This is a genomic window from Coprococcus sp. AM14-16 (assembly GCF_003434675.1).
Taxonomy (GTDB): Bacteria; Bacillota; Clostridia; order Lachnospirales; family Lachnospiraceae; genus Coprococcus; species Coprococcus aceti.
In genome coordinates, this window is record NZ_QTLL01000001.1 from 445095 (window position 1) to 458964 (window position 13870).

A 13870-nucleotide genomic window follows, 5' to 3' on the forward strand; every position below is an offset into this window, starting at 1 on the left:
GGGAGGAGTAATCAATTATGGGAGACAATATGAATAATGAGGAGATGGGATATCCGGGACAGCGTTTCAGTGCGGGTAGTGGTAGTAGTAGTATGGATCCGTTTGCGCCAAATCCGGCAGCCTTGCAGTATGTACCGAATGAATTTGGAATAACTCACAGTGAGACCAGTCCTATGTACCGGTATAACAATCCGGCTGAACCGGATTGTGGAGCTGCCTCACAGACGGACAACTATTATCCGAGACAGCAGTACGGTCAGAATCATCAGTATGGCCAGAACCAGATGTATGGTCAGAATCCACAGTATGGACAGAACCAGATGTATGGACAGAGTCAGCCATATGGCCAGGGCTACGATCAGGAGACTATGAATCCACAGGGGAAAAAAGCAAAGAGTTCCGGATCAAATGTTCTGGCAGGACTGGTAGGAGCGTTTCTTGGATCACTGGTCGGAGTTGTGCTCTGGCTTGTTGTGTATAAGCTTGGTTATATCGCAGGCATATCAGGAGCGGTTATGGTCATATGTGCCATGATGGGGTACAACAAGTTTGGAAAGAAACTTGACCTGAAGGGCATAATAATCTGCGTAGTGTTGTGTATAGGAATGATATACATTTCAGAGAGACTGAGTGTCAGCATGGAATTATATCAGGAATTTAGTGATTATGGATATGATGTGAGCTTCTTTGACTGTTATAAGAGTATGTATGATGTGCTGGATGCTGCAGATACTATGAGTTCATTCTGGGGTGAGCTTGCGGTCGGTTATCTTCTGTTTGTTGTAGCCAGTGTTTCATATATAATAAACAGCATCAGGACAAGAGCAAAATAGAACACGGACCGGCAGACAGAATACTTCTTATAAAACATATATTTTCAGAAAAAAGTGCTTGAATGCACTTTTTTTTTGTGTTACAATGTCGATTGCGTGAGTGCGCATAACAAATATACATGCTGGTTGATAGTTGGCGTGGTGCCTGTGCTCGGGTGGTCCAAAGAGTTGATGCCGGCAGAAGATTTTAACCATGGAGGTAGAAAAAATGAGCGTTATTTCAATGAAGCAGTTATTAGAGGCAGGTGTACATTTCGGACACCAGACAAGAAGATGGAACCCTAAGATGAAGCCATACATCTACACAGAGCGTAATGGTATCTACATCATCGATCTTCAGAAGTCAGTAGGAATGGTTGACGATGCTTACAATGCAATCGGCGATTGTGTTGCAAACGGCGGAACAATCCTTTTTGTTGGTACAAAGAAGCAGGCTCAGGACTCAATCAAGAGCGAGGCAGAGCGTTGCGGTATGTACTATGTAAATGAGAGATGGCTTGGAGGTATGCTTACAAACTTCAAGACTATCCAGACAAGAATCGCTACTCTTAAGAAGTACGAGGAGATGGAGCAGGACGGTACATTTGACGTTCTCCCTAAGAAGGAAGTTATCCAGATCAAGAAGGAGATGGAGAAGCTTGAGAAGAACCTTGGCGGTATCAAGAACATGAAGAGAATACCAGACATGATCTTCGTTGTTGATCCTAAGAAGGAGAGAATCTGTATTCAGGAGGCTCAGTCACTTGGAATTAAGCTTGTTGGTATCGCTGATACAAACTGTGATCCAGAGGAGCTTGATTATGTAATCCCTGGTAACGACGACGCTATCAGAGCTGTAAAGCTTATCGTTTCAAAGATGGCAGACGCTGTTATCGAGGCTCAGCAGGGTGTTGACGCTGATTCAGTAGATGAGGCAGAGGCTGAGGAGACTACAGAGGAGTAATTATAACAAATATTCGGAGGTAGAAATAAAATGGCAATCACAGCAGCTCAGGTTAAAGAGTTAAGAGAGCTCACAGGTGCCGGTATGATGGATTGCAAGAAGGCACTTGCAGAGACTGATGGTAATATGGAAGCAGCAGTAGATGTACTTCGTAAGAGCGGTGCAGTTAAGGCTGAGAAGAAGGCAAGCAGAATCGCAGCAGAGGGTATCTGCCGTGCAGCAGTTAATGGTACAACAGGTGTTGTTGTAGAGGTTAACTCAGAGACAGACTTCGTTGCTAAGAACGAGATATTCCAGACATTTGTTCAGCAGATCGCTGATCAGGCACTTGCTTCATCACTTGTTGGTGGCAAGGATGGCGAGGATGTTGAGGCACTTCTCGGAGAGAATGGTCTTAAGGAAGCCCTTGTTGACAAGACAGCAACAATCGGAGAGAAGTTATCATTCCGTAGATTCCAGAAGCTTTCAGGCGATGTAGTAGTTGACTACTTACACGGCAATGGAAGAATCGGTGTTATCGTAGCTGGTAACGGCGCAAGCGATGACGCTGCTAAGGAAGCACTCAAGAACGTAGCTATGCAGATCGCAGCTATGAACCCACAGTACATCAGCAGAGCTGATATCTCAGCAGACGCTATGGCTAAGCTTAAGGAGATCACAGTTGACAGTGCACTTAATGCACCTGATACACTTCCAAAGCCAATCCTTAACAAGCTTATCGCAAAGGCTGTTGACGGCGTATGGAGCGCAGAGGATGTAGCTATCTACGAAGAGAAGAAGAGCAACATGAACTTCTTATTCAACTTCCTTTCAAAGGAGGCAAAGGCACAGCTTGCAGAGCTTGCTATCGCTGATAAGGATGTTATCGTTGCAGATAAGATCTTCAATGGTCTTGTTGAGGGACGTATCTCAAAGCAGGTTAAGGAGATCAGCCTTCTTGATCAGGTATACGTTAAGGCTGAGGATGGCAAGCAGACAGTTGCCAAGTACCTTGAGTCAGTTAACAAGGATCTCAAGATCGCCAGCTTCGTTCGTTTCGAGGTTGGAGAGGGAATGGAGAAGAAGAACGAGGACTTCGCAGCCGAGGTTGCTAAGCAGATGAACGTTTAATCATATCCCGTATCTGAATATATGAATAATTGCCTTGCGGTTGGCTTTTGAGCTGGCCGTGGGGCTTTTTTATTGTCTGTTTCTGTTGATATCCAGCACTGTATAAAATATAATCTATGTAATTGCGGTTCAGACAGTGGATTTACGGATATATACAGATACAGGGTAGCGGACTGTGAGGATGGAACCAGGATAATATTTGTCGACTGCCGTCAGGAGCTGGAGTCGTTCAGAAATACATTGGTATACAGTGTAGGAGTGTCACTTCTGGAATTCCTTGCGGTGTTCATGCTGGTGCTGTTCTGGTCAAAGAAGATATTCAAGCCGGTGGCTGAGAGTTATGCCAAGCAGAAGCGGTTTATCACCGATGCAAGCCATGAGATCAAGACACCCCTAACTATCATAGATGCAAATACCGAGGTCATAGAGATGGTGAACGGTGAGAGTGAATGGACGAAGAACACCAGGGATCAGGTCAAGAGACTGACAGCGCTCACAAATCAGATGGTGGCTCTCTCCAGACTGGATGAGAATTCCATCAGGCAGCTCATAAGCATACTGGTGGATAACGCCATGAAGTATGCTGTTGAATCAGCGGATATAAGTATATCCTTGAAGCGTGATGGCAGAAAGGTGAAGTTTGTTCTCAAAAACCTCACAGATGGCATGGAAGAGGGCTCTCAGGATATATTGTTTGAGAGATTCTATAGACCTGACAGCTCAAGAAATTCGGAGACCGGAGGTTCGGGAAAAGGACTTTCTCTCGCCAAATCGATAGTTGAGTCTCACAAGGGCAGGATAACAGCAAGATGTGACGGGGATGGATACATCACATTCCAGGTTACATTATAGAATAATACAGTGTGTATACGTTAAAACGCTCTGTTCATGATATGAAGTTTACATAACATATCATAGACAGGGCGTTTTCTTTGTGTAAGCGTTGGAATTTATTGTGCATATTTGAAAATACATAACATAATATTATTCTGTTGCGCACAAAATTGCATACAAATTGCGCTTAAGTTGCGCTTCGACATATACAAAATACACAAATAATTCCTAAAAACATTGTCTACAAGCGACATGGTAACCAGAACTCAAATATGTTAATATATCAGTATGAGGACAAACGGTTGCGCAACTGTTGATCAACATTATTATTGCAAGGAGGAATCCTTGTGATAATGCAGACGCCGCGCGGAGCGCATTGGGATGCGTCTGCGTAATAATACTTATTAGGAGGGCATATATGAGAAGAAAGAGAATTGTAAAGCAGATTGGCTGTGCAGTTCTTGCAGGAGCGCTTATGGTAGGGCAGATCTTTGGATCTGGAGCTTCACTGATAACAGCGAAGGCTGCGGAGAGCTGGGTGGACACACTCAAGGTTGCAAATGGCGATTTTGAAACAGGTGACAGCAGTAACTGGACTATAGAGAGTGAATCGGGAGCTGAGCTTGTTGTAAAAAACGGTGGAAGTAATGTAAACTCCACATATTATCTTAATATCTGGGCTTCAGATGCGGCTGATGTCAGCATCACACAGACTGTAGTGGCTGTTCCTGCGGGAACATACAAGCTGGAGTATGATGTCGAGGGCGATGCACAGGATACAGGACTCACAGTATCTGTCGCTGATAAGTCACAGGCTGTTGGAGCCACGACCGGATGGGATGCATGGGCGACAAATGAGACAGAAGAGTTCGTTCTTGAGGATACAACTGATGTCAGCATTTCATTCAAGGGCAGTCTTGCCAAGGGATATTGGGGCAAGATAGACAATGTAAAGCTCTGCAAGCTTACAGACGAGGAAGATGTAGTTGAGCCTGTGGAGGCTGGAATATATGTGGACCGCGTGAGTGATCTCACATACACAGATCTGAACGGAGAGAAGCAGTCATTTATCGAGGGTGTAGACGTATCATCCTATGTGTCACTGAAGAACAGTGGAGTTAAGTATTATGACTTCGATGGCAATGACCTTGACGATATCGGATACTTCAAGTTCCTTGCTTCATGTGGAATAAATTATGTTCGTGTCCGTGTATGGAATGATCCATATGATGCAGACAAAAACGGTTACGGCGGCGGTAACAATGATTTGGAGACAGCCAAGAAGATCGGACAGTATGCAACAGCAGCCGGAATAAAGCTTCTTGTGGATTTCCATTATTCAGATTTCTGGGCTGATCCAGGTAAGCAGCAGGTGCCAAAGGCTTGGGCTGACTTTACTCTTGACGAGAAGGTAGCTGCAGTTAAGTCATACACATCGGAGAGCCTTAAGACTCTGCTCGATGCTGGCGTTGATGTGGGTATGGTTCAGATCGGAAATGAGACGACCAACGGAATATGCGGTGAAACATCAAAGAACTGGGAAAACATGGCAAAGATCTTCAGTGCCGGAAGCGAGGCGGTGAGAGCCATCGACAAGAATATCCTTGTTGCCATCCATTTCACCAATCCTGAGAGAAGTGGCAATTACGCAAATTTTGCAAAGAGACTTAATACATACAATGTAGACTACGATGTATTTGCATCATCATACTATCCTGTATGGCATGGCACACTTGACAACCTCACATCAGTTCTCAAGAATGTGGCTGACACATACGGCAAGCTGGTAATGGTAGCAGAGACATCATGGGCATACACACTGGATGACGGAGATGGACATGACAACACCGTGAGAAAGGGCGTAAATGACTCAACAACCTACGACATATCAGTTCAGGGACAGGCAAATGAGATCAGCTCAGTTATCAAGGCTGTAAAGAATACAGGTTCATCAGGAATCGGTGTATTCTACTGGGAGCCTGCATGGCTTCCTGTAAATGTGTATGATTCATCTGCAGAGAATGCAGCAGACGTCCTTGCAGCCAACAAGGAGGCATGGGAGAAGTACGGTTCAGGCTGGGCTTCATCATACGCAGGAGAGTACGACGCAGCAGACGCCGGCAAGTGGTACGGCGGTTCAGCAGTTGACAACCAGGCACTGTTTGACTTCACAGGACACCCACTTGAGTCGCTCAAGACATTTGCCTATGTTCATACAGGAACAAAGACAAAGAGAGAGGTAGTCTCAATAACAGTTGATGATGTTGAGATCGAGATAACAGATATTGCAAATGTAGCTCTGCCGACTGCAGCAACAGTAGCTTACAATGATGGCAATTCAGAGAGCGCAGACATCACTTGGGAGGATGGAGCACTTGAGAAGGTAAAGAACTACGGTGCAGGAACATGTACTGTAAAGGGAATTGTGACAGTAAATGATGAGACTGTCGAGGTTCAGTGCAATGTAACAATATTAAAGGAGAACATTCTTGTAAATCCTGGATTTGAGTCAGGAAATGAGGGCTGGACGATCGCAGATACCAGCAAGGGACTTGCAATAAAGACAAAGGAAGACTACAGAAACGGAGCATACTGTGCACATTACTACAATGCTTCAGATTTCACATATGACATGTATCAGACCATCACACTTGAGCCGGGCAAGTATGTGTTCAGCGCATATATCCAGGGCGGTGCAAATGGAGACAATGATGTATACGAGGTATATGCAAAGGCAGGAGACACAGAGCTTGCATCAGCTTCAGCAGTTCCACAGGGATGGAAGATATGGCAGCATCCTGAGATTAGATTTACAGTGGAAGAGACAACAGAGGTTGTTGTCGGAATGAGAGCAACCGCATCAGGTAAGGCATGGGGAACATGGGATGACGCATATCTCTACAAGGATGCGGATATCACACCGACACCAGATCCAAATCCAGATCCAACACCGGATCCAGATCCAACACCGGACCCAGATCCAACACCAGACCCAGATCCGACACCGGACCCGGATCCAACACCAGATCCAATACCAACACCTGATCCAGATCCAACACCAGACCCAACTCCTTCTATTGATACAAGCAAGAATGGTCTTGTGAAGGAGAATGGAAAGACCTACTTCTATAAGAAGGGCGTGGTTCAGGAGAATTACACAGGATTTGTCAAGAGTGCCGGAGTCAACTACTATGTTGTAAATGGCGTGGTAAAGACAGGATACAAGGGACTTGTAAAGAGCCCTAAGACGGGAAAAACATATCTTGTAAAGAATGGCAAGATTTATACAGCTTACACAGGTTTCTACAGAAATTCAAAGGGACAGCAGTGTCTCATAATAAAGGGCAAATTTGCAGAGAGCAAGACAGCACTTGTCAGAAGCACTAAGAATAAGAAGTATTACTATGTAAAGAAAGGTATAATCCAGTCAGGTTATACAGGCTTCTTCAAGAGTACCACAACAGGTGCTAAATGCTATATCTACAAGGGTGTATTCCAGTCAGGCAAGACGGGAATAGTAAAGAGTCCTAAGAATCACAAGAACTACTATGTGAAGAAGGGCAAGATCGCCACAGAAGTTACCGGTATAGTTAAGATATCAGGTTCAAGATATAAAGTAGTGAGAGGTCTTGTTGTCAAAAAAGTAAAATAGTACAGAGTAATACATATATACGATAGTCCGATTGGGGAATACCCGGCCGGACTATTTTATTATTTGTTTATATGTTATTTAATTTTTGTAAGAAACATTAAGAAATTATTTAAAAGTAGTTGAAAAAGTATCATTAAGTGATATAGAATGGATAAGTATTTGTTTATATTATACTAAAACGAGAAAAGGAGAGTAATCATGGACAAATTCTTCAAAATCTCAGAGCGTGGGTCTACAATCAAGACCGAGATCATGGCAGGACTTACAACATTCTTCGCCATGGCATACATCGTTCTGGTCAATCCAAATCAGGTTGCAGGAGAAGGCAGCAATGGCTGGCTGGCAGGGGCAGTTCCAGACATGGCTGGTGAGCTTGGAACAGTATGGAATGCTGTATTCATCGCATCTATTCTTGTTGCAATAGTGGGAACACTTCTCATGGCGTTCCTCGCGGACATGCCATTTGCACAGGCCTGCGGAATGGGACTTAACTCATTCTTCTGTACTATCTTTGTAGCTGGTGCAGCATTTGCAGGTGTGAGTGTTATCAGAGGTTATCAGGCAGGTCTGGTAATAGTATTGATATCAGGTCTCGTATTCCTGATCCTTTCAGTGACAGGACTCAGAAAGTACATTGCAGTTGCAATGCCTGAGTGCCTTAAGAAGTCAATTCCGGCAGGTATTGGTCTGTTCATAGCTCTTATCGGACTGAAGAATGCAACACTTATCCAGGACAACCCATATACATTTGTTCAGTTCTTTGATTTCCACGGTGTGATCACAAGCGCTGGCAGCACAAAGGAGGCTATTGCACAGATCGCACCTCCTATAGTAGCATTTGTAGGATTTATAATAATTGCGATCCTTGCAAAGCTTAATGTAAAGGGTAACATTATCATAGGTATCCTTGTATCTACAGTATTATATTATGTTATGATGCTTCAGGCACCTAACTTTGATTTCTCATCGATCGGACAGTCATTCAAGGATTTCGGTTCAGTCGGATTCCTCGGAGTGTTCCAGGGACAGGCATGGAAGGATGCATTCTCTGCTGAGTATATCGGCGGTGTGTTCTCAGCAATCATGCTTGTTGTCAGCTTCTGTCTGGTAGATATGTTTGATACCATCGGAACTCTCTATGGTGCAGCTTCCCAGGCTAATATGCTTGACGAGAAGGGTGACCCAATGAAACTTGACGAGTGTATGATGTGTGACTCTATAGGTACTGTATCAGGAGCTCTTCTCGGTACATCAACATGTACAACATTTGTAGAGTCAGCTTCAGGTATCGCTGCAGGTGGTAGAACAGGTCTTACAAGTTTGGTTACAGCACTCTGCTTTGCAGTATGTCTGTTCCTCAGCCCTGTTGCCAACATCATTCCATCATGTGCAACAGCACCAGCACTTATCTTCGTAGGTGTACTTATGGCTAAGAACTTTGCAAAGGTTGATATGGAGGATATGCGCTCAGCAGTTCCTGCATTCGTGACATTCCTTATGATGCCACTGACATACTCTATTTCAAATGGTATCGGTCTTGGCGCTATCACATATGTTCTTATCACACTGTTCACAGGCAAGTATAAGAAGCAGGATATCGTAGTGACAATTATCGCACTCTTATTCATAGTAAAATTCGTTTCGGTAACTATGTAATTATTTAGTGACACAAGAGAATTCAAAGCGTTCCCGCATATAAGTGCGGGGACGTTTTTTTATTTGCCAAAGTGAGTTTTTTGTAGTATCATACCAACTGTGTACCAGTAGCCAATCGGATACGGCAATGGCCTCCGGAGCCATGACGGGCGGTTCGACTCCGCCCTGGTACGCTTTTTTATACTCTGATATTTATTTCGTAAAAGGATGATATGCAGTGATGAAGAAGAAAAAGAATTTGGAAGCGGAAGAACAGAATATAGAAAATGAAGAGCCGGAGTTGGATGGGAAATCAGAGATCGGTGGAGATTCAGAGACAGATGATGACTTAGATGACGGTGAAGATTTGGAGCTGGCTGATAACTCAGAGCCCGGCGGAGCTTCAGAGGTTGAGGAGACCCCGACGAGACAGAAAAGGCCGTATGAGGATTATGTCATAGAAGATCCTGAGGATATGGATGATGCACCGGATACCGGAGATATGTTCGATGATGAAGAGCTGTATGGCGATGACGATTATTTTGCCGAAGAGAAGGCAAAGACGCGGAAAGGCCGAAGAAGATCCAGACATGGCGGGATCTCTGGTGGCGTTCTTGCCTTGCTGTGGGCGGTATTTCTGATACTTGTCGGAGTCTATGTGTATGTATTTTTTATAAACGATAAGCTGTTCACAGAGAACATAACCGGAAGAGATAACACGGTGAGACTGGAGATACCAGACGGAGCAAATTACAGGCTGTGTACGATTGATGAGATAAATCAGCTAGTGAACAATTATCTTTTGGCGAGAACAAAGGCAGATCAGACGACACTTCAGAGACTGGTCACAGATCCGTCGGAATTTGACGACATGAAGAGCATTGAGATAGCAGCGGAGTATATAACGGCGTACAACAAGACCACCTGTTATATAGCCAACGGATATACCGCAGATTCGTATATCGTGTACGAATTATCCAATCTGATGATAAAGGATGTCAACTCGGAACCGCTCGATATAAGGTCGTTATATGTGACGAAACAGTCAGATGGAAGCTACAAGATCAACAATTCGGCTTTGTCTGACAAGGAGAGCTCGTATATCAACACCATCAACTCATCTGGTGATATACAGGCGATATATGAACATGTAAAAGAAAACAATGATTATCTGCTTAGAACGGATGAGACATTTAGAAAGTTCCAGAATATGTATAATTAAAGAAAACGCAGGCTTTATGCCTGCGTTTTCTGCTGAACAGCTACTTTGTTACATAGCCTCTGAAGAGTCTACAGTATCTGTGTCGATCAAAACCCCTCTGGTAGGAACCGGTGTGGAGAATACTATCTGTGTCTCTGTGCTGCCAAATCTCTGGAGCTGTCCGATAAATGAGTCGAGATCCATGGTATTAGGAAAGCAGACCTTCATGAGCATGGAGTGCGCACCGGTCACACAGTTGCATTCCAGTACATTTGGACATGCTTCAACAAATGGATAGAAGGTTGGCTTCTGTTTTGGATCAAGAGCCATGTGTATAAATGCTGTGATGTGATATCCGAGAGCCTCATGGTTGATGCTTGCGTGATATCCGGTCAGTATTCCTGCTTTCTCAAGTCTCTCTATTCTTGCTGAAACTGCCGGCGAAGAAAGGAAGACTTTGCTGGCCAGATACTTGAGTGGGGTTCTGGCGTTGCCCTGTAAAAGATGAATGATTTTTCTGTCGATGTTATCCATAATATGCACTTCCTTTTCCTAAAATAAAAAAAGGTGCGTTTCCGAAGAAACACACCTTTGCGTTTGCTTAAATATACATTAATTGATAAAAAAAATCAAGGACTTTTACAAAATTAATTTAACTGAATCTTTGCTGTGGGTTATACATGGTGTGATGAATGGTTCACAAAATGAAAAATAAATGGTATGATGGTTCTGCATATTGGTTAGAATTTACTGGCCTTGGTCTGGCTGATACATGGTGTATGCTGACCAGAAATTAGAATGTGAGATATGTATTAACAATATAGGAAAATAATAACAGAGGAAAGATTATGGCGGATGGAATAAGACTTAACAAATATCTCAGCGAGGCGGGCGTGTGCTCAAGGCGCGCTGCGGATACACATATAGAGAATGGAAAGGTTACGATCAACGGAGAGACTGCAGTCATGGGTCAGAAGGTCATGCCCGGGGATGTGGTGACATTCATGGGCAGGAAGGTTCAGCAGAAGGATAGGACAGTGATCCTGGCATATAATAAGCCGATAGGACTTACCTGTACAGCGAGTAAGGCTGATCCAGACAATATATTTGATCACATAGATTATCCGATCAGACTTCAGTACGTGGGAAGGCTGGACAAGGACTCCCAGGGTCTACTTCTTCTGACAAATGATGGTGACCTGTCAAATGCCATCCAGAAGTCGGTGAACAACCATGAGAAGGAATACAGAGTGCGGGTGAACCGTGAGATAACAGAGGACTTCATCAGGAAGATGTCGGAAGGAGTGCCTATACTTGATACAGTGACAAAGAAATGTAAGGTGCGAAAGATAGATGACAGGTCATTCATGATAGTGCTGACACAGGGTCTCAACAGGCAGATCAGACGAATGTGTGATGCATTGGGCTACAGGGTAGTGAACCTGAAGAGAGTCAGGGTCTGCAACGTGAAGCTTGGCAATATGAGACCTGGAGAGTTAAGGGAGCTCAGCCGCGAGGAAGAGGCAGAGCTGAGACGGATAGTGGGGATGTAGTAGAGAGTGTATATAGGATTTTTTGTGGGGTGTGTATGGAAGATATTAGTAGAAATACCAGTGAAAATATTAAAGAAAATAATGACATTAGTGGCAATAACGATAATGGCAAGATAGCCAGAATTAAAGAACTTGTAAAGCAGCTCAACGATGCTGCAAAGAAATATTATATGGAAGATACAGAGATCATGAGCAATCTGGAATATGATGCTCTGTACGATGAGCTGAGTGCCCTGGAGAAAGAGACCGGGATGGTCATGAGCAACAGCCCGACGGTCAAGGTAGGATATGAGGTCGTCAGTGAGCTCCCGAAGGAGGCTCACGAGCATCCAATGCTTTCTCTTGACAAGACAAAGGATGTAGGTGCTCTTGCGTCATGGCTTGGCGGTCAGAAGGGCGTAATATCCTGGAAGATGGACGGACTCACAGTTGTTCTCACATATGAGAACGGAGAGATGATAAAAGCGGTTACCCGTGGAAATGGTGAGATAGGCGAGGTCATCACGAACAATGCGAAGGTATTTGCAAATGTACCTCATCACATCCCGTACAAGGGCAAGCTGACGATCAGAGGCGAGGCGGTCATCAAATACTCGGATTTCAATGCGATAAATGAGAAGATAACGGATGCGGAATCTAAGTACAAGAACCCGCGAAATCTGTGCAGCGGCTCAGTGAGACAGCTCGATAACAAGATAACAAAAGAGAGAAATGTACATTTCTTCGCTTTTAATTTAGTGGACGGTGAGGATGTGGACTTCCACAATTCATTCAAATATCAGCTTGACTGGTTGGAACAGCAGGGATTTACCGTGGTAGAACACTACCTGACAGACTCGGCGGCACTCCCTGATAAGGTGAGGGAATTTTCAGAGAAGATAACGGAGAATGACTTCCCATCGGATGGTCTGGTACTCATGCTGGATGATCTGGCATACGGAAGGAGCCTGGGAACCACAGCCAAGTTCCCGCGAAATGCCATGGCGTTCAAATGGGCGGATGAGGAGGCAATCACCCATCTACGCTATGTGGAGTGGAGTCCATCAAGAACTGGACTCATCAACCCGGTCGCTGTATTTGATCCGGTGGAGCTCGAGGGAACAACAGTCAGCCGTGCCAGCATACACAACGTCAGCATACTTAAGTCATTGGCGCTTGGCGAAGGTGATGAGATTGCAGTGTACAAGGCGAATATGATCATTCCGCAGATTGCAAGGAATCTAACCATGAGCGGTAACGTGGTCATACCGGCTGCGTGTCCTGCATGCGGAGGAGAGACTGAGATAGTGAGGGAGGAAGGCGGTGCAGCGTCAGGAGTTGAGACTCTGTACTGCACAAACCAGTTCTGCCCTGCGAAGAAACTCAAGTCATTTTCACACTATGTGTCCAGAAATGCGTTGAATATAGACGGACTCTCAGAGGCGACCATAGAGAAGTTCATAGACGAGAAGATCCTCGAGGAGCTTCCTGATCTGTATAAGCTTGCGGCTCACAGAGAACATATAGTTGAACTTGAGGGATTTGGCGAGAAGTCGTACAACAAGCTTGTGGCTGCGGTGGACGCATCCAGACAGACGAACATGTGGCGTCTTGTCAATGGCCTTGGCATTGCAAATGTCGGAGAGGCGACAGCCAAGCTCATGGCAAAGCATTTTGCAAATGATATGGATGCCATGAAGGAGGCAGATGTGTCAGCCTACGTTGAGATAGACGGAATCGGTCAGGTCATAGCCGAGGATATAGTCAGATACTTTGAAAATGAGAAGAATTGTGCTATCATAGATAAGTTGATGGCTGAGCTGACGTTTGTGGATGAGGTTTCTGATACGGAGCAGGATCTGGCGGGTAAGGTGTTCGTCATAACCGGTTCGCTCACCCATTTTGACAACAGAAATCAGCTCAAGGAACTGATAGAGAGCAGAGGAGGTCAGGTTACAGGTTCTGTATCTGCCAAGACCTCATATCTTATAAATAACGATGTGAATTCTACATCATCCAAGAACAAGAAGGCGAAAAGTCTTGATGTGCCTATCATATCTGAGGAGGATTTCTTAGAATTGATTGGACAGTAGGGTAACTGCGGTAGATTACTTGGTGTGTGCTGCTGCA

General features: G+C 44.6%; 10 protein-coding genes and 1 tRNA gene. 10 read left to right on the forward strand and 1 reads right to left on the reverse strand.

The annotated features are described in order from the left end of the window. Positions 1 to 17: 17 nt before the first annotated feature. From DW159_RS02050 to DW159_RS02085, 8 genes are all read left to right on the forward strand, one after another. A complete protein-coding gene (locus DW159_RS02050) occupies positions 18 to 833 on the forward strand; it encodes a hypothetical protein (protein WP_117548783.1) in 816 nt (271 codons plus the stop codon). Between the two features lie 208 nt (positions 834 to 1041). Then, positions 1042 to 1776, forward strand: coding sequence for a 30S ribosomal protein S2 (rpsB, locus tag DW159_RS02055; RefSeq protein ID WP_055144098.1), 735 nt, complete (start codon positions 1042 to 1044; stop codon positions 1774 to 1776). A gap of 30 nt (positions 1777 to 1806) precedes the next feature. Next, entirely contained in the window at positions 1807 to 2886 is a 1080-nt protein-coding gene (tsf, locus tag DW159_RS02060) for a translation elongation factor Ts (RefSeq protein WP_022216097.1), read from the forward strand. A gap of 72 nt (positions 2887 to 2958) precedes the next feature. Further along, positions 2959 to 3738 carry a sensor histidine kinase gene (locus tag DW159_RS02065; protein ID WP_117548784.1) on the forward strand — a complete coding sequence of 260 codons (780 nt, stop codon included), beginning with the start codon at positions 2959 to 2961 and terminating at the stop codon, positions 3736 to 3738. A 400-nt stretch (positions 3739 to 4138) separates the two neighbouring features. Continuing rightward, on the forward strand, positions 4139 to 7372 hold the full coding sequence (locus DW159_RS13990) for a glycosyl hydrolase 53 family protein (protein ID WP_117548785.1): 3234 nt from the start codon (positions 4139 to 4141) through the stop codon (positions 7370 to 7372). Positions 7373 to 7570: 198 nt separating this feature from the next. Then, positions 7571 to 9028 (forward strand): NCS2 family permease, encoded by a 1458-nt coding sequence (locus DW159_RS02075; RefSeq protein WP_117548786.1) that lies wholly within the window; start codon positions 7571 to 7573, stop codon positions 9026 to 9028. A gap of 101 nt (positions 9029 to 9129) precedes the next feature. Next, positions 9130 to 9201, forward strand: a tRNA-Arg gene (locus tag DW159_RS02080). Between the two features lie 47 nt (positions 9202 to 9248). Continuing rightward, positions 9249 to 10229 carry a hypothetical protein gene (locus DW159_RS02085; protein WP_117548787.1) on the forward strand — a complete coding sequence of 327 codons (981 nt, stop codon included), beginning with the start codon at positions 9249 to 9251 and terminating at the stop codon, positions 10227 to 10229. Between the two features lie 48 nt (positions 10230 to 10277). Here the strand turns inward: DW159_RS02085 and DW159_RS02090 are convergent, their stop codons facing one another. Then, positions 10278 to 10742 (reverse strand): Lrp/AsnC family transcriptional regulator, encoded by a 465-nt coding sequence (locus tag DW159_RS02090; RefSeq protein WP_117548788.1) that lies wholly within the window; start codon positions 10740 to 10742, stop codon positions 10278 to 10280. Between the two features lie 314 nt (positions 10743 to 11056). Between DW159_RS02090 and DW159_RS02095 the strand changes: the two genes are divergently transcribed. After that, positions 11057 to 11761 (forward strand): pseudouridine synthase, encoded by a 705-nt coding sequence (locus DW159_RS02095; RefSeq protein WP_022216102.1) that lies wholly within the window; start codon positions 11057 to 11059, stop codon positions 11759 to 11761. 35 nt (positions 11762 to 11796) lie between these two features. Next, a complete protein-coding gene (ligA, locus tag DW159_RS02100) occupies positions 11797 to 13833 on the forward strand; it encodes an NAD-dependent DNA ligase LigA (protein ID WP_117548789.1) in 2037 nt (678 codons plus the stop codon). Positions 13834 to 13870 lie beyond the last annotated feature (37 nt).